This is a genomic window from Peptoniphilus harei (assembly GCF_016726485.1).
GTDB classification, from domain to species: Bacteria; Bacillota; Clostridia; order Tissierellales; family Peptoniphilaceae; genus Peptoniphilus_A; species Peptoniphilus_A harei.
In genome coordinates, this window is record NZ_CP068103.1 from 876,257 (window position 1) to 900,599 (window position 24,343).

The 24,343-nt window shown below is 36.1% G+C and carries 23 protein-coding genes and 1 other annotated feature; of the genes, 6 read left to right on the top strand and 17 right to left on the bottom strand.

Annotation, left to right across the window (positions count from 1 at the left end; all coding sequences use genetic code 11):
- Nucleotides 1-25: 25 nt before the first annotated feature.
- The gene (locus I6I93_RS04040; RefSeq protein WP_236587220.1) at nucleotides 26-928 is read left to right on the top strand and encodes a gamma-glutamyl-gamma-aminobutyrate hydrolase family protein; all 903 of its coding nucleotides are present in this window, start codon (nucleotides 26-28) and stop codon (nucleotides 926-928) included.
- Between the two features lie 284 nt (nucleotides 929-1,212).
- Here I6I93_RS04040 and I6I93_RS04045 read toward each other — a convergent pair whose 3' ends face one another.
- Nucleotides 1,213-2,565 carry a hemolysin family protein gene (locus I6I93_RS04045; RefSeq protein ID WP_112889540.1) on the bottom strand — a complete coding sequence of 451 codons (1,353 nt, stop codon included), beginning with the start codon at nucleotides 2,563-2,565 and terminating at the stop codon, nucleotides 1,213-1,215.
- Between the two features lie 159 nt (nucleotides 2,566-2,724).
- Here I6I93_RS04045 and I6I93_RS04050 point away from each other — a divergent pair, with 159 nt between their 5' ends.
- Entirely contained in the window at nucleotides 2,725-3,333 is a 609-nt protein-coding gene (locus I6I93_RS04050; protein WP_112889541.1) for a DUF4230 domain-containing protein, read from the top strand.
- A 38-nt stretch (nucleotides 3,334-3,371) separates the two neighbouring features.
- Here I6I93_RS04050 and I6I93_RS04055 read toward each other — a convergent pair whose 3' ends face one another.
- From I6I93_RS04055 to I6I93_RS04070, 4 genes are all read right to left on the bottom strand, one after another.
- On the bottom strand, nucleotides 3,372-4,424 hold the full coding sequence (locus I6I93_RS04055) for an enoyl-CoA hydratase/isomerase family protein (RefSeq protein WP_112889542.1): 1,053 nt from the start codon (nucleotides 4,422-4,424) through the stop codon (nucleotides 3,372-3,374).
- Nucleotides 4,425-4,521: 97 nt separating this feature from the next.
- Entirely contained in the window at nucleotides 4,522-5,514 is a 993-nt protein-coding gene (locus tag I6I93_RS04060; protein ID WP_112889543.1) for a helix-turn-helix domain-containing protein, read from the bottom strand.
- Nucleotides 5,515-5,733: 219 nt separating this feature from the next.
- Nucleotides 5,734-6,360, bottom strand: a complete 627-nt coding sequence (locus I6I93_RS04065) for a cytidylate kinase-like family protein (protein WP_112889544.1) — start codon at nucleotides 6,358-6,360, stop codon at nucleotides 5,734-5,736.
- A gap of 73 nt (nucleotides 6,361-6,433) precedes the next feature.
- On the bottom strand, nucleotides 6,434-7,351 hold the full coding sequence (locus tag I6I93_RS04070; protein ID WP_112889545.1) for a DMT family transporter: 918 nt from the start codon (nucleotides 7,349-7,351) through the stop codon (nucleotides 6,434-6,436).
- A 177-nt stretch (nucleotides 7,352-7,528) separates the two neighbouring features.
- Between I6I93_RS04070 and I6I93_RS04075 the strand changes: the two genes are divergently transcribed.
- Both I6I93_RS04075 and I6I93_RS04080 read left to right on the top strand, forming a co-directional pair.
- A complete protein-coding gene (locus I6I93_RS04075) occupies nucleotides 7,529-8,956 on the top strand; it encodes a leucyl aminopeptidase (RefSeq protein WP_112889546.1) in 1,428 nt (475 codons plus the stop codon).
- A gap of 232 nt (nucleotides 8,957-9,188) precedes the next feature.
- A complete protein-coding gene (locus I6I93_RS04080) occupies nucleotides 9,189-9,791 on the top strand; it encodes a CPBP family intramembrane glutamic endopeptidase (RefSeq protein WP_112889547.1) in 603 nt (200 codons plus the stop codon).
- 132 nt (nucleotides 9,792-9,923) lie between these two features.
- Here the strand turns inward: I6I93_RS04080 and I6I93_RS04085 are convergent, their stop codons facing one another.
- From I6I93_RS04085 to I6I93_RS09190, 4 genes are all read right to left on the bottom strand, one after another.
- Nucleotides 9,924-11,927: a sodium-translocating pyrophosphatase gene (locus tag I6I93_RS04085; RefSeq protein WP_112889548.1), complete on the bottom strand. Its 2,004-nt coding sequence runs from the start codon at nucleotides 11,925-11,927 to the stop codon at nucleotides 9,924-9,926.
- Nucleotides 11,928-11,949: 22 nt separating this feature from the next.
- A complete protein-coding gene (locus I6I93_RS04090; RefSeq protein ID WP_070699960.1) occupies nucleotides 11,950-12,174 on the bottom strand; it encodes a preprotein translocase subunit SecG in 225 nt (74 codons plus the stop codon).
- A gap of 90 nt (nucleotides 12,175-12,264) precedes the next feature.
- Nucleotides 12,265-12,543, bottom strand: coding sequence for a hypothetical protein (locus tag I6I93_RS09185; protein WP_236587221.1), 279 nt, complete (start codon nucleotides 12,541-12,543; stop codon nucleotides 12,265-12,267).
- Complete coding sequence (locus I6I93_RS09190; RefSeq protein ID WP_236587222.1) at nucleotides 12,501-12,854, bottom strand: HDIG domain-containing metalloprotein; 354 nt, start codon at nucleotides 12,852-12,854, stop codon at nucleotides 12,501-12,503. Before I6I93_RS09190 ends, I6I93_RS09185 begins: the two co-directional genes overlap by 43 nt.
- Nucleotides 12,855-12,960: 106 nt before the next feature.
- On the opposite strand from I6I93_RS09190, the gene gap reads away from it, so the two are divergent.
- Together gap and I6I93_RS04105 are read left to right on the top strand one after the other, a co-directional pair.
- Complete coding sequence (gap, locus tag I6I93_RS04100; protein ID WP_070699962.1) at nucleotides 12,961-13,980, top strand: type I glyceraldehyde-3-phosphate dehydrogenase; 1,020 nt, start codon at nucleotides 12,961-12,963, stop codon at nucleotides 13,978-13,980.
- A 120-nt stretch (nucleotides 13,981-14,100) separates the two neighbouring features.
- Complete coding sequence (locus I6I93_RS04105) at nucleotides 14,101-14,958, top strand: PPK2 family polyphosphate kinase (RefSeq protein WP_112889549.1); 858 nt, start codon at nucleotides 14,101-14,103, stop codon at nucleotides 14,956-14,958.
- A gap of 75 nt (nucleotides 14,959-15,033) precedes the next feature.
- Here I6I93_RS04105 and I6I93_RS04110 read toward each other — a convergent pair whose 3' ends face one another.
- The 8 genes from I6I93_RS04110 to I6I93_RS04145 form a co-directional block, all read right to left on the bottom strand.
- Nucleotides 15,034-16,830 carry a homoserine O-acetyltransferase/O-succinyltransferase family protein gene (locus tag I6I93_RS04110; protein WP_112890568.1) on the bottom strand — a complete coding sequence of 599 codons (1,797 nt, stop codon included), beginning with the start codon at nucleotides 16,828-16,830 and terminating at the stop codon, nucleotides 15,034-15,036.
- 62 nt (nucleotides 16,831-16,892) lie between these two features.
- Nucleotides 16,893-17,124: a binding site (T-box leader), on the bottom strand.
- A gap of 481 nt (nucleotides 17,125-17,605) precedes the next feature.
- The gene (gene citF / locus I6I93_RS04115; RefSeq protein WP_112889550.1) at nucleotides 17,606-19,153 is read right to left on the bottom strand and encodes a citrate lyase subunit alpha; all 1,548 of its coding nucleotides are present in this window, start codon (nucleotides 19,151-19,153) and stop codon (nucleotides 17,606-17,608) included.
- Entirely contained in the window at nucleotides 19,143-20,042 is a 900-nt protein-coding gene (citE, locus tag I6I93_RS04120; RefSeq protein WP_112889551.1) for a citrate (pro-3S)-lyase subunit beta, read from the bottom strand. The genes citF and citE overlap by 11 nt, the downstream gene beginning before the upstream one ends.
- Nucleotides 20,043-20,046: 4 nt before the next feature.
- The gene (gene citD, locus I6I93_RS04125; protein WP_112889552.1) at nucleotides 20,047-20,328 is read right to left on the bottom strand and encodes a citrate lyase acyl carrier protein; all 282 of its coding nucleotides are present in this window, start codon (nucleotides 20,326-20,328) and stop codon (nucleotides 20,047-20,049) included.
- A 16-nt stretch (nucleotides 20,329-20,344) separates the two neighbouring features.
- Entirely contained in the window at nucleotides 20,345-21,634 is a 1,290-nt protein-coding gene (locus I6I93_RS04130) for a 2-hydroxycarboxylate transporter family protein (RefSeq protein ID WP_112889553.1), read from the bottom strand.
- Nucleotides 21,635-21,894: 260 nt separating this feature from the next.
- Nucleotides 21,895-22,431, bottom strand: a complete 537-nt coding sequence (gene citX, locus I6I93_RS04135; RefSeq protein WP_112889554.1) for a citrate lyase holo-[acyl-carrier protein] synthase — start codon at nucleotides 22,429-22,431, stop codon at nucleotides 21,895-21,897.
- The gene (citC, locus tag I6I93_RS04140; protein ID WP_112889555.1) at nucleotides 22,418-23,410 is read right to left on the bottom strand and encodes a [citrate (pro-3S)-lyase] ligase; all 993 of its coding nucleotides are present in this window, start codon (nucleotides 23,408-23,410) and stop codon (nucleotides 22,418-22,420) included. The genes citX and citC overlap by 14 nt, the downstream gene beginning before the upstream one ends.
- Nucleotides 23,403-24,227: a triphosphoribosyl-dephospho-CoA synthase gene (locus I6I93_RS04145; RefSeq protein ID WP_112889556.1), complete on the bottom strand. Its 825-nt coding sequence runs from the start codon at nucleotides 24,225-24,227 to the stop codon at nucleotides 23,403-23,405. Before I6I93_RS04145 ends, citC begins: the two co-directional genes overlap by 8 nt.
- Between the last annotated feature and the right edge of the window lie 116 nt (nucleotides 24,228-24,343).

The following is a 24,343-nucleotide window of genomic DNA, read 5'->3' on the forward strand; positions in this document are numbered from 1 at the left end:
CAAAAATTTTTATTGTTTTATTTTTATGAAAACGTTATACTGTAAATGTAAGGCTAGAAAGTTATATTTTAGAGAGGAGTATGACATGAAGAAATTTAACATTAAAAAAATCGCTATCTATTTAACTTTTTTACTTGTATCAATGTTAATCTTTACTGCTTGTAGTGATAAAAATAATGTAGACGGTCCTACAATTGCAGTTTCTTGGTCAACTGATGAAGTTGATAAAGATTCAAAAGATAAAGTAGATATAGACACTCAAATGTATGCTGATGCTTTAAGAAAAGCTGGTGCAAATGTTGTGTTTCTTAATGAAATGAAATCTCTTGAACAAGCTAAAGAAGAAATCAAAGATGTTCAAGGTGTTGTTATAACTGGTGGAGATGACTTGAATCCTGCTTTATACAACGAAGAACCAATTCCTACTTTAGAAGATATCAATCCACGCAGAGATGAATCCGATGTATTTTTACTTAAGGCTTTATTAGAAGAAGATAAGCCTACAATAGCAACTTGCAGAGGAATGCAACTAACTAATATTTTATCAGGCGGAACTTTATATCAAGATATAATAGTTCAAAATCCAACTGACATAGTTCACAGAGATCCAAACAAGGAAATTTTTGTGAAACACGAAATAAATGTATTCCCTGACAATATCTTAGCTGAAGGTTTCGGAAAATCTGGTAATGTAGAAGTTAACTCTTGGCATCATCAAGCAGTTAAAGATCTGGGAGAAAACTTAGAAGTCTTGGCAGAAGCTTCTGATGGTACTATCGAAGCAGTAAAAAGAACTGACAAAACATATTTCTTATGTTTGCAATTTCACCCTGAAGCAATGATAATGGAAGATAATAATGAAGATGCGTTAAATCTTTATAAAACTTTCATCGCAAAAGCACAAGAATTATCAAAAGAAGAAAAATAATTTTATTTTTCTAGTTTTACTAAAGATTAGGGGAGCGAATAAGCTCCTCTTTTTTTATAAATTTTTAAATTTAACAAAATATTTTTAAATTTATTATTGTCTTATTCGTATTACTATGTTAAACTGATAACAGATTATTTAATACACTTTTTTAATTAAATTCCTTTTACTCGCCGAGATTATCTCGGCAATTTTTTTTGCCATTTTTTAGTCTATAAATTTTTTAGCTCTATAATTTCCAATAAAATCCCATCAAAAAAACAGGCCCTAGGACCTGTTAATTTTTATGAATTGAATTCTTTGTATTCTCTTTTGGCTTCTTCTTGTTCTTCTGGTATAACTTTGATGCTGGCTTTTATTATTCTTTTTTCTGCTACTGCTAGCTCTGTCAAGATGCAGCCTCCTGTCTTGACGCTAAGTTTTTTCTTTTGTTTTTCGTCTGGTATAAAGCCAAGTTTTTCTATTATCAAGCCAGAGATTGTCTCGTGATTTTCTGAATATAGGGATAGACCAAGGGCGTCGTTTATGTCTTCTATGTCCATGGATCCGTCTACTATATACTCGTTTTCGCCAATTTTTTCTACGCTGTTGTCTTCCTTGTCGTACTCGTCTTCGATTTCTCCAACTATTTCTTCTACTATGTCTTCTACTGTCACCATGCCTGAGAATCCTCCATACTCGTCAATTAGGATTGCTACATAGTTTTTTGATGCTTGAAGCTCTTTTAGGAGCATGTCAATTTTTTTTGTTTCTGGTACATAGTAAGGGGACTTTATGCAATTATCCAAGTTTATGAACTCGTAATTATTTTTTGCGTATTCAACAAAGAGGTCTTTGATGTAGACTGTTCCCAGTATATTGTCTGTGTTCTCACGATAGACGGGCATCCTTGAGTATCCCATCTTCAAGACTTCTGTTATTGTTTCTGTTGTGAACTCGTCATAATCCAGCATATAGATGGAAGTCCTTGGTGTCATTATTTCGTAGGCCAACTTGTCGTCGAAGTCCATTATATTAACTATCATTTCTTCCCCAGCTGAGTTTATTACTCCTTGTTGGGTTGAAACTTTTATATAGGATTTTAATTCTTCTTCTGAAATTTTTTCCTCTACATCTTCTGAATATTTTCCCATAATTTTTAATACTAATACTGTTGAAACTGAAAGTAATTTTACAAAGGGATAAAATATCTTTGATGCAAAGGCAATTGCACCTGATGATTTTAGGGCAACTCTTTCTGAATTTTGTAGGGCAATTCTCTTTGGCACTAGCTCTCCAAAAACAAGTGTTATATAGGACAGGATAAGTGTCACCAAAATAAAGGCTATAGTTCCGCCATAGGGTATCCCATATCCTCTCAAGAATTCTCCTAATACTTTTGATATAGATGTTGCTGCAGATCCAGATGAGAAAAATCCTGCCAAGGTTATTGCTACTTGGATTGTGGATAAAAATCTTGTTTGATCTTGTGATATATCCATAAGGGTCTTGGCCCTCTTATCTCCTTCTTCTGCCAATTCTTTTATCTTGTTGTTGTTTACTGAAACCATTGCCATTTCAGCTGATGCAAAGAATGCGTTTATGCTAGTTAGTATTGCTATTAATAAGAGCTTAGCCCACAAGGCGCCATCGTCCATAAAATCTTCCTCCATTATCTTTTTGCTTAATTATATCAGAGAATTTATATTTATGACAATAAAATAGTAAATCTTGTCAATGTTTTTTAGCTAATTTCTAAGGTTTAGGATTTTTTTCCCGTGGTAAAAATTATTTATAGACTAAAATGGAGGTTTTAGATGAAAAAAATTAAGAAAATCATTATTATAATTTTACTTATTGGTCTCGCCCTCTTTGCTGCTTTCTTCTATGGGAAGAAGCAAATGAAAAGCGAGATGGAGCCAGAGATCACTTCTAGCTTGATTTACAACAAGTTAGTTTCTGCCAAGGAGCTGACAACTTTAAAGTACCACTATACAAACATGGGCCACTTTGAAAATCAAAATACTTTTTACGGTTACAAGGTCCCCTTCACTTCTAAGGAGTTCATCGTATCTTATGAAGGGATAATAAATGCTGGCATTGACCTTAACAAGATGAAGGTTGATGTTGGAGACAAGTCTATCGAAGTTAGGATTCCAGCCGCAGAGATTTTGAGCCATGAAATTTATGAGGACTCTCTAAAGGTTTATGATGAGAGGGAATCTATTTTTAACAGGATTGACATCGAGGACTACAACGACTTCTCCAAGGACCAAAAGTCTGAGATAGAAAAGAAGGCAATAAAAAAAGGCCTCTTAAAGGAAGCTGATGAAGAATCTAAAAGGGCAATTGAAGAAATTCTTATGGGCGACACAATTTTAAGCAAGTACGACATAAAAATCATAAGAGACGAAAATTTGAAATAAAAAAGAAGGGTATTCAAGATGAATGCCCTTCCTTTATTTTAAACACCTAATAATTTTTTTATATCCTCGTCTTTCACATCTTCCAAGTTCTTATATTTCCAATCTGGCTCATTGTCCTTGTCTATCATCTTGGACCTTATGCCTTCTTCCATTTCGCCAATCTCTAATGAGTATCTCAAAATTTTTAGGTCTAGGTCCACCATTTCTGAGTAGGTCAAGTTCTTGCCCACAAAATATTTTTTAAACTGTACGGCCAGGCTAAATTGAGATTTGCCTTCCAAGTCTTTTAAAATATATCTTGCAAAGTCATCATCTTGATTTTCTTCTAGAAACTTATAAATTTCTTCCAAGCTATCCTTAGAGAAATATTTTTCTATCTTGTCCTTATTCTTCTCAACAAAAGTTTCGTGACCTTCTTTTTTATATTTTTCTGCTTCTTCTCTTAACTTGTCAATTAATCCTTGACCAGAATATTTTTCTGATAAGTCCAAAAACTTTTCTCTTATCTTTTCATAATCTTTTGAATCAATATAGACGTGGGCTAGTCCATGTTTTATCAAGTCAGGAGATTCTAAGACTCCACCACAAAGTCCTACATATTGGCCAAGGGCTTGGGGTAAGCTAGAGATATATTTACCTACGCCTACATCAGGTACAAAGCCTAGGTCAGTTTCGGGCATGGCCCACTTTACAGTCTCGTCACAAAGGATAAGATCAGAGTTTATGCTGATGCCAACCCCACCACCCATGACTATCCCCTTCCAATAGGACACTATAGGTTTTTTGTAAGCTTCAACATACTTATCTAGTTCAAATTCCTCAACGAATAGTTGGTCCTTGTCATGGCAATCATCATCCATTATGAAGTCCTCATAGAGGTGGACCAAGTCTCCACCAGAGCAAAATCCCTTGTCTGACTTGCTATCAAGAAGAACTGCTCTTATATTATCGTCATCTTCCCACTTCTCAAGTATCCTCTTTATATCTCTTACCATCTCTAAATTAAGAGCATTTATTTTCTCAGGTCTGTTAAAATAAATTACTCCAACATTTTTTATAACTTTCTCAATTATTAAATCATCTTTTTTCATTTTATCACCATCTCTTTAATCCTATTTAACTTGTACCCAATTAATAATTAAAGAATTGGTGATTCTAAAGAAAAGAAAATTTTCCAGTCTATCTTTCTTAATCTTTTGTCTTGGACTCAAAAATAGATTTTAAGATTAGATAATAAATTGGAAAAGATACGCCTGCAACAGGCCAAATAATCCAAGACCTATCCCAATTGTTTGTCAAAAAAGAATAGGCTACATAGATTGCAGTAACAGCAATCCAATAAATTCCACAATAAGGGTCTATTCTCCTCTTTAATTTTTTATTTTTTCTTCTAAAGTCTCCCTCTTCCAATATTGCATTAATAGAGTTCATATAAAGATTTGTTTTAACCAAAAGATTCACCCCAATAGCTATAAGAAGGAGCATAATAACCACTGAAATAATCATGGTCATGTCTTCCACTGAGACAATCATTCCAACAAAAATTGGAATAACTGACGCCACCAGGAGCAAAACTCCGAGTGTATTACTTCTCACATAGTAATCGTGGAAGCTTTCTCCTCTTTCCCTTGCCATTCCATCAACACCGTAAGCTGTATCTATGTCTTCATTTTCTATAAATTCATATTTTTTTAATTTCATAGACTCCCTTATAAATATTCCAACAGCAGCAATTATAAATAAGATTAAAACTGTAAGAGAGATTCCATCTACTACATTTTCTGGAGCTAATATGAGTTTACTTTCATAAGCTTGTGAAGAAAGCAATAAAAATATAGGCGAGATTATGCAAAGAGAAACTCCAAGTGCAATATTTTTGCCAGATATTTCTTTTAAGTCTAGATACTCATTTGCTTCTTCCATGCTAACTTTTATAAGCTTTTTGTCTTCCTCGAAGTCTTCATCCAAAAATTCAAGTTCTTCAATTTCATCTTTAAGCAAATAATCTGTTGTAACTCCAAAAATTCTACTTAACTTTAAAACTTTTTCCATGTCAGGTACTGCTTGGGCACTTTCATACTTTGAAATAGATTGTCTGCTTACACCAAGTTTTTCTGCAAGTTCTTCTTGAGACCAAGCATTTTTCTTCCTAAGATTCATAATTTTATCTCCTAAAATCATAATTCTACCTCCTTTTCTATTTGAATTTTATATATTTTTAAAGTAGCAATCTATAAATTTATCTTTGCAATTTGTAAACCCACAGTTGCAATCTCGCTAAAATCCTATTTTTATATATTTTACAAACCCCTATTAAAAGATTTGTATGTTTTTTATAAAGACCATGTAAATTTTTCATGATTTTAGACAATAAAAAAATCCCGACAATTGTCAGGATTCTTATTTTTTATTTTGTGAAATTTCTACAATTTGGTCTGCTATGCTTTCGAAATCAAAGGATGATGAGTTGATCAAGATGTCGTAGTTGGCAGGTTCTCCCCAAACTCTTCCAGTGTTTCTGGAGTAGTGGTTGGCACGTCTGTTGTTCTCACGTGTCATCTTTAATTCAAGCTTGTCCTTCTTGATCTTGTAGGTATTTAGAATTCTCTCTTCTTTAAAGTCTTTTGACGCGTATATAAAAATTGACAGTTTTGGGAAGTCTTCTAAGACAAAGTCACCACACTTGCCAAAGATAACTGCCTTTTTCTTTTTTGCAATCTCCCTAATTGTCCTTGAGTCCAGGAGGAAGGCTGCGTCATTTGTTGCTATGTCTTCTTGGGAGTAGGAATAATTTTGCCTATAAAGATCATAAATTGTCCCCTGCAAGAAGGAGTCGTCCTTCTTTATCTCTTCTGGCTTAACCTTTTTCTCAAGACTCATAAGCTCTATTAATTTTTCATCATAAAATTCGTATTTTAATTTATCGGCAACCTTCTTGGCAATTTCATTTGCCCCAGAGCCGTATTCTCCGTCTATAGTTATTAATTTCTTTCCAGGCTTTTGGAAAATTTTATTAAATAGTGACATATCTTCACCTCCCTATAATTATATCTTAGTAATGTGAAAGTTTTTTTATTCTATTTAAAATTCTTGTGAAATTTTATCCTCTCTTTAGCTTTCTCTTTAATTTTTTCTCAAGATAAGCTTCTATTGGGACTTGGGCAAGTAGGGTTGCCACAAAAATTATTATAGCCCCAAAGATTTCTCTCTCAGTCATTTCTTGTGACAAAATCATCCAACCAAAGAGGGCACCAAAAACTGATTCAAGGGAACAGATCATTGACGCTACTACTGGGTCTAGGTCCTTTAGGGCCATAAGTTGGATAGTAAAGCCAACTCCAGAAGAAAGAATTCCCACATAGAGGATAGTCACATAGGATTTTAAAATCCCATCCATGCTTATATCTTCGAGGACCAGGGCTCCCACAAGAGAGATTATTCCACAAACTGCAAATTGAACCAAGGAAAGTAAAACCGCATTGGTGTCTCTTGAATACTTTGTCATGAGTAAGATGTGAATGGCAAAGATAAGAGCCGATAGGATCACAACTAAATCTCCCTTATTTATGTTAAATCCACCCTTAATGGACAAGAGGTAGGTTCCCACCATGGCAAGGAAGATGCAAAGAATAACCTTTATACTTGGCCTTCTCCCAAAAAGCAGTCCTATTAATGGAATAAAAACTATGTATAGGGCTGTCAAAAAGCTTGCCTTGGCAGCTGTTGTATAAATAAGAGAAACTTGTTGAAGGTTGATGGCTATAGTAAAGACCAGGCCACAAATTGTCCCTCCCACAAGAGTCCTCTTCATATCAAACTTCTCTTCTCTATATGCCTTAGACTTTATCATAAAAAATTTATAGGTTAGGTATAAAAATACTACTGCTACAAAACACCTTGCAGCTGTAAAAGAAAGGGGCCCTAAGTGCTCCATGCCTGCTGCTTGTGCCACAAAGGCAAGTCCCCAAATTATTGCTGTTGCAAATAACATTATTGATGCTTTTACTTCTTTTCTCATTTTTACACCACCCAAAAAACACCAATTCAAAACTAAAGTCTAAATTGATGTTAAAGTTCTATAATTTAATATTATCACAATTTATCTAAGAAAAATAGTAATGCAATGCTTCTTAACTTATTTTTTTAAATTAGACCTTTTTACAATCTCATGTATAATTAGAGTAAGAGGTGAATTATGATAAAATTTAATTTGTATAAAGAAGGAGGACTAAAGGTCCACTTCGTAAAAAAAGATGGGAAACTTCCTAGTGAAATTAAGGAATATCTTGAAAAGAAAAAGTTCGCTTTTAAGTTTAAGGAAAGTTTATACCTTCCAAGCTTTGAAGAAGAATCAGAAATTTTTATGGGACTAGGCGATGATGAGCTTGACCTAGAAGATGTGAGAAATCTTTTCTTTGAACTTGGAAATATTTTAAGAGAAAACCAAGAGCACGAAGTTGAAATAAAAATGCCAGACCTTGGTATGTGCAACAAAAAAACTATTATGGCAGCTTATGAAGGACTTCGCCAAAGTGAATATGAATTCACAAAGAAAACTAGTGTAAAAGAAAAGAAGTCCGACTTTGAAATCACTGTCAACTACACTGCCTTCAAGGGACCTGAAGAAAAATTGAGACAAGGTCTTGATAAGATAGAAAACATTATGGATGGAGTCTTCCTTGCAAGAGACCTTGTGAACGAAAGAGCAAATGTAATTTATCCAGAAACTCTTGCCAATATTACAAAGGAAAAATTAGAAGAAGCTGGCGTTAAGGTTACAGTTTATGAAGAAGATGAAATCGAAAAAATTGGCATGAAGGCCTTTTTAAGAGTTGCAGCTGGTGCAGCAAACCGTCCAAGACTTATTGTAATGGAATACAATAATGCCGACACAGAAAAAGTTGCCCTTGTTGGTAAGGGACTAACTTACGATTCAGGTGGCTACAACATCAAGTCTCCATCTGGCATGAACTACATGCACTGCGATATGGGTGGAGCTGGCACAGTTATTGGAACAATGTATGCCCTTGCAAAGAACAAGGCAAAGACAAATGTTGTTGGTGTAGTTGCAGCTTGTGAAAATATGATTTCAGGTCATGCTTACAAGTCTGGCGACGTAATTGACTCCATGAAGGGACTTACAATTGAAGTTGCAAATACAGATGCTGAGGGAAGAATTACCCTTGCCGATGCAGTTCACTATGCAACAAATGACCTTGGAGCAGAAAAAATTATTGACCTTGCAACACTTACTGGTGCAGTTACAATTGCCCTTGGAGAAGTTTACACAGGTGCAGTTACAAATAACGAAGACTTCTACAATGAAGTCCTTGAAGCAGGAAAATTATCTGGAGAAAAAATCTGGGCCTTCCCTTATGACGAAGACTACAAGAAATTAAACAAGTCAGAAGTTGCTGACATCAAGAACACTTCTGGTAGACATGCAGGCACTGTTACAGCAGGACTTTTCGTTGGTGAGTTCGTAAAAGAAAATACTCCATGGGTTCACCTAGACATAGCAGCAACTGGATACAGGGACAAGAAGGCAGGCTATCTTCCAAAGAATGCAACAGGTATTCACGTTAAGACTTTAAACAATCTATTAGACCCAACAGATTGCTAAAATTTTTATATCACAACCACTGGCTGAGTTCACAGGCTGGTGGTTTTTTTGTAAGAAACTTTTATAAAAATTTTACAAAAATTTTAAAAGAAGCTAGAAAAAATAATATTTTCTTGTGCTATACTAAAAAAATATTAAGTAACCTTTAAAGTTTTCATACTTTAAGCATTAGTTAGTTTCTTAGATTTTATGTCTAAGTGGTTACAAATATTATTTTAATTGGAAGTGCAAAATGACCTTAGCAATAAATAAAATCATCAACAGTTTACTAGAAATTATATTATTTTCTCTCCTTCCCTTTCTTTTCTGGTACTTTTCAGCAAGAAAACAAGAAAGGTTTCCAGATTGGATAGGACTGAAAAAAATAAAGGGAGCTAAGAAGACAGCTCTTGCAATTATTCTTGTAACAGTTTTTTATTTGGCAATAAGTTTAGTTTTTCTAAAAGGCTTAAATAACATTGAAAGCGCAACTTCAGAATTCCAAGGACTTGGCTTTGCTGCCCTTCCTGCAATTTTTATTTATGCAGTCTTTAATACGTCTTTTCCTGAAGAAATCTTATTCAGAGGCTTTATCTTAAAAAGACTTGCCAATAAGCTAGGATTTACTAAGGCAAATTTTATACAAGGACTACTATTTGGTCTCTTGCATGGAGTAATGTTCTTTCCTCTTGTCGGGAATTTAAAAACTATTTTAATTATTTTATTAACAAGCCTTGCAGCCTTTGCTATGGGTTACGTCAATGAAGAAATTTCAGGTGGATCAATTATTCCCAGCTGGATTATACATGCAATTTCTAATTTTATTGCAGGCATCTATCTTGCCTTTTACATTTAAAAATACTAAAAAATTATTATGAATATATCTTAAATAAAAAACCCTGCCAGATAAATTCTGACAGAGTCCATAAAAGTTAATATAGTTTGCAATAAAAAATCTGCTAGAGATTTCTCTCTAACAGATTTTTTTTTATAGGAATAGTCCGCCGTATGCAACAAATAGTGGTGCGAATACAAGGGATACAACAGTTATAAGTTTAATTAGAATATTAAGAGAAGGTCCTGATGTATCTTTGAATGGGTCACCAACTGTGTCTCCAGTTACAGCTGCCTTGTGAGCTTCTGAACCTTTACCACCGTGTGCTCCACCTTCGATGTATTTTTTAGCGTTGTCCCAAGCTCCACCAGCGTTTGACATAAAGATTGCCATTAATACACCAGTTACAAGAGCTCCTGCTTGAAGACCACCTAGGGCTTCTGTGCCAAGTAGTAGACCTACAAGGATTGGAACAATTACAGCGATTAGTCCTGGCACGATCATTTGCTTAAGAGCAGCACCTGTTGAGATGTCAACACATCTTGCATAGTCAGGAGTAGCCTTACCTTCCATGATTCCAGGAATTTCTTTAAATTGTCTTCTTACTTCGTCGATCATTTCTGATGCTGCGTTACCAACTGCTGACATAGTAAGTGCAGAGAAGGCAAATGGAAGCATACCACCAACGAAAGTTGCAGCAATAACTTCTGGCTTAGAAATGTCAATTCCTGTTAGGCCAGTAGCGTTAATATAAGAAACGAAAAGTGCAAGGGCAGTAAGTGCTGCTGATCCAATTGCAAATCCCTTTCCTATAGCTGCTGTTGTATTACCAACAGAGTCAAGTGAGTCTGTAATATCACGAACGTCTTCTGGTAGTTCACACATTTCTGCAATACCACCAGCGTTGTCTGCGATTGGTCCATAAGCGTCTACGGCAATTGTCATACCAGTTGTTGAAAGCATACCAACAGCTGCAAGAGAAATTCCGTAAAGTCCTACGATTGGGTCAGCGTTTCCGCCAGCTCCAATGTAAGCTGCAATAATACCAATAGCGATAACAATGATTGGTCCAACTGTTGACATCATACCAACAGAAAGTCCAGCAATAATATTTGTTGAAGAACCAGTTTCTGATTCTGCTCCAATTCTCTTAACTGGTGCATAATCTTCAGCTGTGTAATATTCTGTAAATTTAGAAATTATTAGACCAACTGCAATACCAATGATTACTGGTGCAAATGGTGCAAAACTTCCAAAGATGTAGTTTGATAAAAGTGCTGAAGCTATCATTGTAACACCAGCTGCTACATATTCACCTGCGTTAAGAGCTTTTTGTGGGTTCTTGTCTCCCTTAACAAAGAAAGCAGCTACAATTGATGCTAAGATACCAATTGTTGCAACAAGAATACCAAATTTAACACCTTCTTCTCCATAAGCTACAACTCCAAGAGTGATAACTGAAAGAAGTGCTCCAACGTAAGATTCAAATAAGTCAGCTCCCATTCCAGCAACGTCACCAACGTTATCTCCTACGTTATCAGCGATAACTGCAGGGTTTCTTGGGTCGTCTTCTGGGATACCAGCTTCAACTTTACCTACAAGGTCAGCTCCAACGTCTGCAGCCTTAGTGTAGATACCGCCACCAACTCTTGCGAAAAGTGCAATAGATGATGCTCCAAGTGAAAATCCTGTAATAATTTCAGTTTGTCCACCTGTTATGAAATATGCGCCAGTAATACCAATAATTCCTAGACCAACAACGCACATTCCCATTACAACTCCACCTGAAAAGGCAACGTCAAGGGCTTTACCTAGGCCACCCTTCCATGCTGCGTTTGTTGTTCTAACGTTTGCTCTTGTAGCAACCTTCATACCAACATAACCAGCAGCTACTGAAAAGATAGCTCCTACTACGAAACAAATAGCAGTTGGAATTGATCTAAGTCCTACTGCCAAGATAATTGCAAGTACAATTACAAATACAACAAGAGCCTTATATTCTCTTGTTAAAAATGCCATAGCTCCTTCTGAAATGTAAGAAGAAATTTCTTTCATTCTTTCATTTCCGGCATCTTGTTTTGACACGAAACTTGCCTTAAATGCAGCAAATAATAGTGCCAAAACGCCGACTATAGGAGCTAGATATAACATATCCATTCTAATCCTCCTTAAATTTTAATTAAATTGCAGCTAAAATAATAAGTGCAAGTGCAAAAACGATGCTTGAACCAATAACAATTCTGTTTTGGATATCTTTTTTACTAGAACCCTTGTGAGATCCCCACATGCTAGTTTCTTCGCCTTGAAGAGTTCCTAGACCAGCTTGTTCTGATTCCATTTGTGCAACTACACTTATTACAATTATGCTCGCAATAATAATTATAATAGATAATAAAGTTTGCAAACTTATACCTCCCTTAAATTTCTATAACATATAAATTCTAACACAGCAAGGCTTGCTAATCAACGAATTTATAGGATATTTTGGCATTTTTTAATAGCTTATTTCCCTTTTTAAGGCTTCTTCAATAATATTTTCCATCTCCTGCATGGCAAGAAGAGTTTTTTCTATTAGCTCATCAAGTTCCCAACCCAGCTTTTCTGCTCCTCTTTTTATTACATCACGAGAGCAGCCTTCTGCGAACTTCTTGTCTTTAAATTTTTTCTTCACGCTCTTTAAGTTCATATCCTTGGTGCTCTTTGATGGTCTCATAAGAGATGCTGCATAAATTAAACCTGTAAGTTCATCAGTTGCAAATAATATCTTCTCCATGAAGAGTTCTGTTCGACATCAGAACATATCCCAGACCCGTGGGCCATAATGGCATGGATGAGTTCATCGCTTCCACCTGCTTCTCTTAAGATTTCTGGCGTATTCTTTAGGTGTTCTTCAGGATATCTTTCATAGTCCACATCGTGGAGTAGTCCTGCCATCTTCCAAAAGTCTACATTGTCCTTGTCATACTCTTCTGCAAAGTATCCCATTACATTTTCAAGTGTAAGGGCATGTCTTATGTGAAATTGTTCCTTGTTGTATTCTTTCAAAAGTTTTAATCCATCTTCTCTACTTAATCCACTCTTCATGTGATCCACTCCTTTTGCCTAATTTTATCACAATAATTTTTGAATTTCACTTTTATCTACTTGTGTTATAATGAAGGTAAGAATGCAATGAACAATGGAGGTTTTTATGAAAAAAAATGTTGGCATAATGGGCTTTGGTAGAATTGGTAGAGATGCTCTAAGGATCTGGGCCCTAAGAGACGATGTTAATTTTGAAGTTACTCACGTAGCTGTTAGAAATTTAGACAAAACTCTAAAAGAAAGAACTCACCTATTTAAATACGACTCAATCTATAGAAAGTTCCCTGGTGAAATTGAATTCACTGACGACGGAATGATTATCAATGGAAAGAAAGTTACTTTCGTTGAATCAAAGACTCCTGACAAGATGAACTGGAAGGACCTCGGTGTTGATGTTGTTATTGATTCATCTGGTGCCTTCAAGGACGAAGAACAAGCAAGAGGTCACCTTGAAAGTGGTGCAAAAAAAGTTGTCTTAACTTCTCCAGGCAAGGGCAACATGCTTACAGTTGTTATGGGAGTTAACGACGACAAGTACGATCCAGAAAAACACGACATTATCTCTAACGCGTCTTGTACAACAAACTGTCTTGCTCCAGTGACTAAGGTTATCTTAGAAAACTTTGGAATCAAGAAGGGACTTATGTCCACTGTTCACGCTTACACTAACGACCAAAACATCCACGACGGTGTTCACAAGAAGGACATGAGACGTGCAAGAATGGGAGCAGAAAATATAATTCCAACTTCAACTGGTGCAGCTAAGGCTGTTGGAAAAGTTATTCCAGAAGTTGACGGAATCTTAACTGGCTTTGCCCTAAGAGTTCCTGTTCCAACTGGATCATTAGTTGACGTAACTTTTGAACTTGAAAAAGAAGCTACAGTTGAAGAAATCAACGCAGCTATCAAGAAGGCTTCTGAAAATGAATTAAAGGGTATCCTTGCTTACTCAGAAGACGAACTTGTTTCTTCTGACATTATTGGCGACGAACACTCTTCTATTTTCGACTCACTTCTTACAACTGTTAACGGAAAAATGGTTAAACTTGTTTCATGGTATGACAACGAATGGGGTTACACTGAAAGAGTTATTGACCTAACAGAAAAAATTGTTGAATCTCTATAAGATTTTAATTACAAGGCTTGCTTAGGCAGGCCTTTTTTGTTTGCCTAAGTTTTTATTATAAGTTATCATTGTTTTATAAATTAGTAGAAAATATTTTATGGACTTAAATAGGAGGTCTTAATGATTAATAAATATAAAATAAGTGGCAAGAAAATAAAAATAGAAGACTTGGAAGAAAAAATTGTAAGTAAAGAAAAAGATGATGAAATAAAAAGGGAACTTTATGAAGATCTTGTCCCAAGATTAAGAGGGCTTCACGAAAAACTTTTTGCAGAATCAAAACAGGGAATCCTTGTTGTCCTCCAAGCAATTGACGCTGCAGGTAAGGACGAGATAATAAAATATATTTTTTCCAACCTTGAACCCCAAGGCCTAAAGAACACATCCTACGGCAAGCCAACTGACGAAGAAAATGCCCACGACTATCTTTGGAGGATGGCTAAGGGCCTTCCTAAGAGGGGCGAAGTTGCAATCCTAAACCGTTCCTACTACGAAGATATTATTTCGCCAAAAATTTATGACACTCTAGGTCATCTTCCAGATGAAATTAAAAACGACGAAAATCTTTGGGAAAAGAGATACAAGCACATCAACAACTTTGAGGAATACCTTGTTGAAAATGGCTTTAAGGTCGTGAAATTTTTCTTCAATGTTTCCAAAGATGAGCAGAGAAAGAGACTTCTTGAGAGAATCGAAGACCCAAAGAAGAATGCCGACTTCTCCTTTTCCGACTTAGATGACAGGGACAATTGGGACAAGTACCAAGTTGCCTTTGAAGAAATGTTAAACAATACTTCAACAGAAACTGCCCCATGGTATGTACTTCCAGCAGACAATCCTTGGCTTGCAAGAAAAATTGCAACTCTTGCCCTTATTGAAACAATGGAAGAAATAAATCCAAAGTACCCGACTTTCACAGGCGAAGACAAGAAAAAGGCAGAAGAAATTGCTGACAAGTTAAGAAATAAAGAAATTTAATTTTTTAACTTTCAAAATTCACAATATAATAGAAGAAAAAATTAAGACCAAGGTGTGCAAGCCTTGGTCTTTTTTTTAATCCTTTATAATTGTTCCATGATTTTCTGGATCATTGGTGTTTAAAATTTTTATAGTTATATTTTTCTTGGCAACGGGATTTATGGCATCCTCTTGATAAACTTGGGCTCCCTCTCCAATAATTTCCTTTAATTCTGTGTAGGAAAGCTTGTCAATAGTCTTGGCATCTGGGTCACTATTGGGGTCAGATGTCATGATTCCATTTACATCAGTCCAGTTCTCATAAACCTTGGAGTCAAGGGCATAAGCGATGAGGCTGCCTGTGTAGTCGCTGCCTCCCCTTGTGAAAGTAACAATGTTTCCCTTCTCGTCGCTCCCATAAAAACCTGGGACAACTGCCTTTTTGTTTTCTCCAATGTGGTTTTGGATGGCCCTCTTGGACTTTTCTATATCAACTTGTCCCCTATCATCAAAGATGATTAGGTCCTTGGCATCAATAAAATCGTAATTCAGATATCTTGCAAGGAGCTTGGCATTAAGGTATTCGCCCCTGGACACAATAAAGTCCTTGTCCCTGGACTCCTTTATCTCATCAAAAACAAACTTCAATTCATCATCCCAAAAATCTTCAAGACTTAGGTCTTGGGCTATGGATAAAAACCTATTTTTAATTTTTTCAACTTGCTTGTCACGACTTAAGTTCTGAACTTCTAATTCTTCCTCAAGAGATTTTATGATTTCTTTCACTTCTTCAATCCTCAAGTTTTTGTCAGAAAGAGAAATCAATTCGTCGGTGATTTTTGTGTCCTTCTTAAATCTTCTTCCCGGTGCAGAAACCACAATCACGTCCCTGTCTTCCTTGGAGAAGATAATTTTCTTCACCTTGGCAAATTGTCCTGCGTCCTTTAGGGAGCTTCCGCCAAATTTTGAAACTGACTTTCCCTCAATACTATCAATGGCAAAGGGAGTTTCTTGGTAGACGCAGTAGTTGAGCCAGTTGGAGAAGAAGAGGTTGCCCGCAGACCTCCACCTAATTTTTATATCCTTCTTAGGGTCGTTGTCTTCATAATAATTTATTGGCGGAGCAATCTTCTTGCCTTGAGATAGGTCTCTGATGTATTCATTGTGGAGGGTGTTCTTGTCATATTCCCAGTGGCCAAAGTTAAAGACAAACCTGTTGTCCTTACTTGTCACAAGAGAAACTCCAGTGTCGGGCCTTGCTGCAAGGACTTCTAAATCTGAAAAGCCTTCAAAGTCTTCAAGGTCAACATAAGTGTGCCTTGATGTTGGGACCAAGAAACTGTCATCAAAGCCCTTGACGATCTTATTGTCCCTTAGCTTGTCAAATTCAAAAACCCCAAAGATTTTTTCGTCGCTAAGCTTGTGCTCAATCTTGTAGTAGTGATAGAGGGCAGCTTGGGCAGACCAGCATATAAACATTGTTGAATAGACATTTTTCTTGGCAAATTCGAAAATCGTCTTTAGCTCATCCCAATATTTTATCTTTTCATAGGCTAGGGTCTCAATAGGGGCCCCAGTAATTATCATGGCGTCGTACTTATTGTTTTTTATATCGTCATAAGTCTTGTAAAAGGACTTCAGCCTCTTGGCATCGGAGTTGTTTGGATTGTAGGACTCCATCCTCACAAGGTCGATGTTAATTTGCAAGGCAGTGTTTGAAAGCATCCTCAAGAGTTGAAGTTCAGTTTCTTCCTTCTTGGGCATCAAGTTTACAATGGCAATGCTAAGGGGTCTTATGTCCTGCTTAATGGCAAAGGAATCCCTCATTGTAAAAATATTTTCTCTTTGCAAAACTTCTTCAACAATTAAATCTCTAGGTATTATTAATGGCATTTTTATTCTCCTCTTTTTTATTTGTACTTGAGGAAGGAAGACAATAAAAAAAGCTTCCATCCCTAAAGGACGAAAGCTATTTCGTGTTACCACCTTAATTCTCTTCCAACTCGCGATGGAAGACTCTTCAAGTACTATCATACTCTATCGCTGTAACGGGCGCGCCCGTGCCTACCTAAATATCGATAGACCCTCAAGAAGGACCATGTTCTCCCAATCTTCCTCTACTTCTCTCACCAAACGAAGCTCTCTTTAATCAGTCAAGAAGGATACTCTTCCTCTTATTGAGTTATTTTTCATTATAATAGCACCAATATTCATTAATGTCAATTGCAAAAACCTTGTGGAATTTTTAATTTTTGCCAACTTGTAAATTCTTATAACTTGATAAATTTTTAGCACTTCATAATTATCTCTAACTCTCTTATTTTTTATGACTTAATAAATTTCTATCACTTAATATATTTTTAGCACTTCATAAATTTCTATCATCTAACATCTTTTTGTGACTTCATAAGTTCTTACCACTTTAAAGTTTGTTATCACTTCATACGTATTTATCACTTCATAAGATTTTATCTTTTCATAAATTCCTTTCATTTTTCCATTTGTTATCACTTGGCAAGTTTTTATAGCTTCATAATTTCTTCTCAAGTCGTAAAATCTTATCACTTTATAATTTTTTGAAACTTATAAATATTTACAAGTTCCAAATTTTCTGCAAAAAAAGAGAGGCTCTTGCCTCCCTTTTATGAGTATGGTTATATTTTAATTTTTAAGCTTCCTTCTTAATTACATCGATTATAGAACCGTCTCTGTATTCTACAACTGCAACTACTTCGTCAGAGAATTCAACTTCTTCAGGTTTACCTGTAAGTTTTTCTGCCATTTCTTGTAGTTCCTTGATGTCCTTAAGTTCAATTCCAGCTTTTTCGAATTTTTCGATTAAGTCTTTTCTCTTTGGATTTACAGCAATACCGTAGTCAGTACAGATTACATCAACAGCTTCGCCTGGAGTACAAACTGTTGTAACCTTGTCTTTGACAATTGGATTTCTTGATCTTACAAGTGGTGCTAGTATAAGTGACATTTCTGCACCTGGTGCTGTATCTTGGTGACCACCAACTGCTTGGTTGATAACTCCGTCTGATCTTGTCATTACGTTTACGTTGAAGTCAGTGTCAACTTCAAGGGCTCCAAGTAATACAAAGTCTAGAGTGTTAACTGCAGGTGTTGGGTTGTTAGGGTTTGCGTATGAAGATGCAGTTTGTTCAAAGTGTTTTGTGTTTTCACGGATTGATCTTACTGCGTCAAGGTCAAAGGATTGTGTATCATAGATACCGTCAATTAAACCTTCTTCAAGCATTGTCACCATATATCCAGTGATTCCACCAAGGGCCATTGATGCCTTGATGTTATCCTTCTTCATTTCTTCACGAAGAAGTTTTGCAACTGCAAGAGTTGAACCTGCTGCTCCAGTTTGGAATCTAAAGCCGTCCTTGTAAAGTCCAGAAGCCTTGATCGCCTTAACTGCGTTGTTAGCAATTAGTAAGTCACGTGGGTTGTCGTTGAATCTAATTGATCCAGAAACAATTCCCTTTGGATCTCCAATTGCGTCAACTTCTACAACATAGTCAACATACATCATGCCAATTGAAGCAGGAATATTTGGGAATGGTACAAGGTTGTCTGTAATTGCAACTACACAGTCAGCGTACTGTGCGTCAACAATTGCATAGCCAAGTGATCCACAAGCTGCCTTTCCTTCTCTACCATTTATGTTTCCATATTCGTCACATGCTGGTGCTGCTAAAAAGGCAACGTCAATGTGAAGCTCTCCATCTTCAATTGCTCTTGCACGTCCACCGTGAGAACGGATAATGCAAGGTTTTTTAAGGATACCTTGTGAAATTTTTTCTCCAAGTTCTCCTCTTAGTCCAGATGATTGAATTCCAGTGATTACACCTTGTTCAATTAATGGGATTAACTTGTCGTGACATGGTGAAAGTGATGATGGAGCAAGAGTTAGATCCTTGATTCCCATATCAGCAATAACTTGCATTACCATGTTTACAACATAGTCACCATTTCTTAGGTGGTGGTGGAAGGAAATTGTCATTCCGTCCTTAAGTCCACTCTTCTTAACAGCTTCTTCAATAGAACCTAGAAGTTTTTTCTCGTCCCTATTTCCGTATCTAATTTTTGGAGAAGCCTTTCTTTCAGTTCTAAGATATTTGCCTTCGCCTTTGAAAGGAACAAGTTCGCCAATGCCTTCAAGGGATTCAGGGATATCTCTTCCTACTGCATTTTTATTATAGTTCATCAATATCCTCCTTCTTTAGCACTCCACTTGCAACTGCAAGGTCTAGAACTCTTTGTGCACCAGCTATAACTGGATAGTCAACCATCTTGCCGTCAACTGTAATAACTCCAGATCCCTTTCTTTCAGCTTCCTTAGAACCTGCAATAATACGAAGTGACTTCGTAATATCTTTTTCAGTTGGTGTGTAAACTTCATTTACAACTGCAATTTGTTTAGGGTGGATAACAGATTTTCCGTCAAATCCTAGGTCCTTAATAAATTGAACTTCTTCCCTAAAAGCATCCATATCATCAAGGTTTGTGTTAACTGTATCGAAGCAAGCAATGCCTGCGTTTCTTGCAGCTAAAACAATTTGACTTCTTGCTGCGAAAAGTTCCCAACCATGAGTTGACCTTTGAGTCTTTAGGTTAGTAACATAGTCAGCTGCTCCAAGTGCAATACCCATCATTCTTGGTGATGCCTTTGCAATATCAACTGCGTTAATAACTCCAGTTGGAGATTCAATAGCTGCCATCATTAGAGTTCTTCCTTGGCATCCCATTTCTTCTTCAACTTCTGTTATGATTTCATCTACATCAATAACATCTTGTGCAGTTTCTGACTTTGGTAGTCTAATTACATCTACCCCAGCCTTAACAACTGCCTTAATATCTTCACGTCCATAAGGTGTATCAAGGGCGTTAATTCTTACAACAACTTCAGTATCTCCGTAGTCTAAAGTTTTTAGTGCATTGTAAACTAAAAATCTTGCCGCGTCTTTTTGATTTATGCTCGTAGCATCTTCAAGGTCGATCATAATTGAATCAGGACCATAGATGTGAGCATCAGTGATGTTTGCAGGGTTGTTACCTGGAAGAAACATCATTGTTCTTCTTAATCTCTCTTTCAAAATATCAGCTCCAATTATATTCTGTGCTTTCAGCTGCTCTAAAACATGCTGCTGCTACTCTTGCTTTAATTGTGTAGTCCAAGGCACCCTTGTCTACTGCAGTAACTTTTGCATTCTCTACATCTAATTCTTTTAAAGTTTCTCTTATAACTTTTTCAATTTGTTTACCAAATTGTTTCTTTACTGAACTTTCCAGTTCAATAGATATGCCTTCTCCATCGTCAACAGTGATTAAAATATCATTTGACTCAAGAGTTCCGGCCATGGCTTCTTTTTTTAGTTTCAAAAAAATCCCTCCTAGTCTACATGAGCGTTCCAAAGAGTATTGATCCTATAACAAGTATTATTCCTCCACCAAGTCTTGATGAAAGTTGTGCATAAGAAATTAAATCCATTCTGTCAGCTGCTCCAAGAACTGCTAAGTCACCAGATCCACCTCTGTTAGCCATACATAGGCCTGCTGTAACAGCAGAGTCAACAAAGAAGAATCCTACAAGGTGTCCAACAGCACCTGAACCAATAACAGCACCAACAACAATTAGGAATGACATAACAACATTACCAAAAGTAATGGCATCTCTAAGTTCAATTAAGTCAGTTTCAACACCAACACCAACCATGATTAAGATTACAATGTTTTTTGTGAAGAAAGATTGAACTTCCTTTGCAGCTTGTCTAAGTGATCCTGGAACAAGTCCAAGTCCATTAGCAAGAGCAACAATGATAATCATAAAAGCAAATGGGTGAATTGGCACTGAAGGAACAAGTGGATCCCAAATCTTATCAGCTACAAGTCTACCTAATTGATAGAAAGTAAGACCCATTAAAATTGCTCCAGCGTAATCCTTTAATTGTGTTGTAAACTTTTCTTCATTTTGTTCAATTTCAGGAGCAGATCTCATAAGAGTTTTCTTATCTCCTGTAAGTCCTGGTTTACTGCTTCCAAGTTTATTTAAAATACCACCAGCAATAATAGCAAAGATATTAGCAATTGTAAGAATTGAAATAGCAAAGCCATAGTAGTTTGCAGCAGAATCTCCTGTAACTCTTTCATAAATTTGACTTAGAGGAACAGCACCTGCACCGTTACCTCCACCCATTACAGGAAGAACGTATTTTAAAACAGTGTTAGCTGGAGAAACTCCAAAGAAAAGTCCACCAATAATACCAAGAATGGCAGCACCTAAAACTCCACCAAGGATTGCTGGGATATATCCTGCAAAAGACTTGATCATTAGGTCTCTATTTAGTCCAAGAAGTGAACCAGAGATAAGCATAATGATAAAGAAGTTTAGTAGTCCCATTGGTTTTGAGTTAACAGATGAAATAAGTTCTGCATATTCTTCTGGGATAACATTTAGATAAACTAAAACCGCTGTACCCAAGAAGGCAAGAACAAGTCCACCACCAACATAAGTGTTCCAAATTGGAATTCTCTCACCAATTTCATATAAAATAATACCTATTGCGAACATCAGAGCAACTCCGCCCGCTAAATCTTTAGACAAAACTCCCAAGTAAGTCGCTATAAAAATAATTATTGATAAAACCAATAACATTGGAAGATTAAGTCCAAAATATTTTTTCTTCATAGAAAAAACCTCCTTTTTACTTATAATACCCTAGAAAGGGTTTCCTATTCAAGATATTAAAGGCCTAATACTGGCGATCTTAAGCAAATATAAAATTGTTAGTATAACAAATTTAATTTGTAGTTAGTCTAAGTCCTAACTAATTAATTTGGTGAAAACAGGGATTTTTCATCATTTTCTTAATAGTTTATTACAAAAAAAATAAGAGATCTATTGATAAAGATCTCTTATTAAAAATTTGTAAATATCTTATTATCTTCCTAAAACTTATGTACCTGGTCTAAGTCCTCTATAATAATCTCTCTTACCTTATCTTCAAGTTCTTCTTGCTTATGTCTTTCTTCCTTTATACAGGTCCTCGCTGTGTCTCCACAAATTATGCACTTTCTCTCTGGAAGTCCCAAGGATGATCTTGAGATTTGTGAGAAGTCCTTGTCGTAGATGTCAAGGTCTAGGAGCCTTCCTCCAAGGGATTCTTCTTCCATTTCAATCATGAGTTTTTTTATCTCTCTCCCATTCCCCTCAAGGACTCCAATATATTCCATGCCTGTGATTAAATCTTCGTAGTCTTCAAATAATATTTTTATTTTATTTTCTTCCAAAAGTTTTTTTATCTTTTCTATATATTTTTTGTGAAAGTCAACAGCTTCTTTAAAGTTTTTATCTTCGCCTGGAATGTTTAACATAAAGGAAAGAACTGGAGATTCAAACTTTTCTGTCAAAGATTTTATCTTGTAGTATCTTTTTTCTTTTGCCTCAAGCATCCTATTCATGGCAAGTATTTTAGAGTCTATCATTTATTATCCTCTGTCCTTCTTCTGATTTCAGGGCCTTGATTGTGGCTTCTGGCAAAAATTTGTAAGCTTCTTCAAATTTTCTTTCTTTTAAAAGGGCCCTGACCTTTGATGCCGAAATTATTTCACCATCCAAGCTTGTCCTTGGAATTTCTACCACTTCAACCCCATATTCTGGCAAAATTCTTTCCATGGTTTCGTTGTAATTTTTTGTCACAACATCCTTGTCTTCGCTTCCCACAAATCTCTTTTTTATATTTAGGGCCTTGGCAAAGTATCTGCCAAAGATTTTTGTGTCTAGCTCTGAATAGGCTTTTAAAATAGTTTTTTCATCCTTGTAAAAATATGTTGGGAAGGTGTTTTTTGAAATTATATAGTCATTACCTTTATGAACGACCACATCTTCAAAATTTTCCAGCTCTTCCTTTACAATCTTATACCTAAAGTCGTAGGGAAAGGTTGATCCGTCTTCTTCCACCATAAAAATGTTCAAGATGTCAGTTTGTTTTCTTGCTTCATTAATTAAATAGAGATGACCCTTGGTCATGGGGTTGGCATTTATTACAATAGCACCTGACTCTCTCTCATCTTCGATATTTTTCAAGAGTTTATGGAGTTCATCTATTTTGTTGTCTAAGAGAGCAACATCCTCTGTCTCTTCAACTAGGGAAAACCCAAAGTCTGTAAAAATCTTGATGTTTTTTGGTTTTGTAAATATAAAGAGGTGATTGTTGCCAAGTTCATATTGGTGGTCAAGTAGCCTTGTGATTATTGCGTTGGTTATTCCCATGCCTTGGTAGGTCGGGTCAATTGCAAAGCATTTTAGGACCCTGCCTGCACAAGACCCTGTCCCAACAATTTTGTCGCCATCAAAGGCAGCAAGAGTGTAGTCCACATCTCTCTCATACTTTATGTCAAAGTCTTCCAAGAATTTTTCAATATTCTTTTTTTCAAATTTCATAACTTGTCTGTAATCAATCAACGTTAGCCTCCAAGAGATAGAAATACAAGGTGAGGATCAAAAAGTCGGCACAGCCACCTGGACTTAGGTTCCTCCTCTTGTATTCTTCATTTATTTTTTGGATCTCTCTCATCCCATCTTCACTTTCGTACAACTTGTTTTCAAGGACATAGGCTGAAGTTTCTTTTAAAAATTCTAGACCTTCAAGCCCTCCTCTCTTGATTATGTTAGAATCCTCGATAAGTAACATGAAATAAAATAGGGTACCAGTAAGAGCATAGTCAAAGTTTGTTTCTTTCTCAGCTTCCTTTAAAAAGTCCAGTCCCATAAGGGCCTTCTTAAAACCTTCTTCGGCTTCTTCTCTTATCCCCTTTAGGCCATATTTTTTGTAGTTTTTTTCGCCATGAGTCTGGGCCTTATCTATTTTTAATTCATTGCTTATGCCACGATTGAGATAAGCCACCCTATCAATTACCTTTTCAAAAGAAAAATTTTCTCTCCTAATTTCTATTGCAGTAGCGTAAACCATAAGTCCTAGAGAAAAAATAATTCCCTTGTGGGTGTTGACTCCACCTGTTGCTTCTTTCATCTTGTCTTCATAAAGTTTTCCATATTCTCTAAGTTCCAAGAAGTCTTCTCCCTTAGATTTTTCTCCAAGCTCATAGGAAATTTTGAAGTAGTCGTAGAGGACAATTGATGATTTTAAAAAGTCCATGTAGTCCATGTCGTCGTGGGCGCCCACATCTATTAGGCTAACAAGTCCTGGCTTGGGACTCAAAGATACCTCGTAGATGAGAGCATAAGTTGCAAGTCTTGCGATTTTATCTGAATTTAACATAATCCCTCCGCCTTCATTATAATAAATAAAAAAATTTTCATCTACTTTTTATTTTTGTTTAAGGGACTTCATATTTTTGTCGCCTGCCGTTCCAAATTAAATCAAAAAAGAGAGGT

Coding starts and splice junctions, on each gene's coding strand:
- I6I93_RS09190 (WP_236587222.1), bottom strand. CDS start 12,854: ATGAAGAGTGGATTAAGTAGAGAAGATGGATTAAAACTTTTGAAAGAA.
- I6I93_RS04075 (WP_112889546.1), top strand. CDS start 7,529: ATGATAAAATTTAATTTGTATAAAGAAGGAGGACTAAAGGTCCACTTC.
- I6I93_RS04130 (WP_112889553.1), bottom strand. CDS start 21,634: ATGAAGAAAAAATATTTTGGACTTAATCTTCCAATGTTATTGGTTTTA.
- I6I93_RS04045 (WP_112889540.1), bottom strand. CDS start 2,565: ATGGACGATGGCGCCTTGTGGGCTAAGCTCTTATTAATAGCAATACTA.
- I6I93_RS04055 (WP_112889542.1), bottom strand. CDS start 4,424: ATGAAAAAAGATGATTTAATAATTGAGAAAGTTATAAAAAATGTTGGA.
- citF (WP_112889550.1), bottom strand. CDS start 19,153: ATGAACTATAATAAAAATGCAGTAGGAAGAGATATCCCTGAATCCCTT.
- I6I93_RS04105 (WP_112889549.1), top strand. CDS start 14,101: ATGATTAATAAATATAAAATAAGTGGCAAGAAAATAAAAATAGAAGAC.
- I6I93_RS04040 (WP_236587220.1), top strand. CDS start 26: ATGAAAACGTTATACTGTAAATGTAAGGCTAGAAAGTTATATTTTAGA.
- I6I93_RS04085 (WP_112889548.1), bottom strand. CDS start 11,927: ATGGATATGTTATATCTAGCTCCTATAGTCGGCGTTTTGGCACTATTA.
- I6I93_RS04080 (WP_112889547.1), top strand. CDS start 9,189: ATGACCTTAGCAATAAATAAAATCATCAACAGTTTACTAGAAATTATA.
- I6I93_RS04065 (WP_112889544.1), bottom strand. CDS start 6,360: ATGTCACTATTTAATAAAATTTTCCAAAAGCCTGGAAAGAAATTAATA.
- I6I93_RS04070 (WP_112889545.1), bottom strand. CDS start 7,351: ATGAGAAAAGAAGTAAAAGCATCAATAATGTTATTTGCAACAGCAATA.
- I6I93_RS09185 (WP_236587221.1), bottom strand. CDS start 12,543: ATGGAGAAGATATTATTTGCAACTGATGAACTTACAGGTTTAATTTAT.
- I6I93_RS04050 (WP_112889541.1), top strand. CDS start 2,725: ATGAAAAAAATTAAGAAAATCATTATTATAATTTTACTTATTGGTCTC.
- citX (WP_112889554.1), bottom strand. CDS start 22,431: ATGATAGACTCTAAAATACTTGCCATGAATAGGATGCTTGAGGCAAAA.
- gap (WP_070699962.1), top strand. CDS start 12,961: ATGAAAAAAAATGTTGGCATAATGGGCTTTGGTAGAATTGGTAGAGAT.
- I6I93_RS04110 (WP_112890568.1), bottom strand. CDS start 16,830: ATGCCATTAATAATACCTAGAGATTTAATTGTTGAAGAAGTTTTGCAA.
- I6I93_RS04060 (WP_112889543.1), bottom strand. CDS start 5,514: ATGATTTTAGGAGATAAAATTATGAATCTTAGGAAGAAAAATGCTTGG.
- I6I93_RS04145 (WP_112889556.1), bottom strand. CDS start 24,227: ATGTTAAATTCAGATAAAATCGCAAGACTTGCAACTTATGCTCTCATC.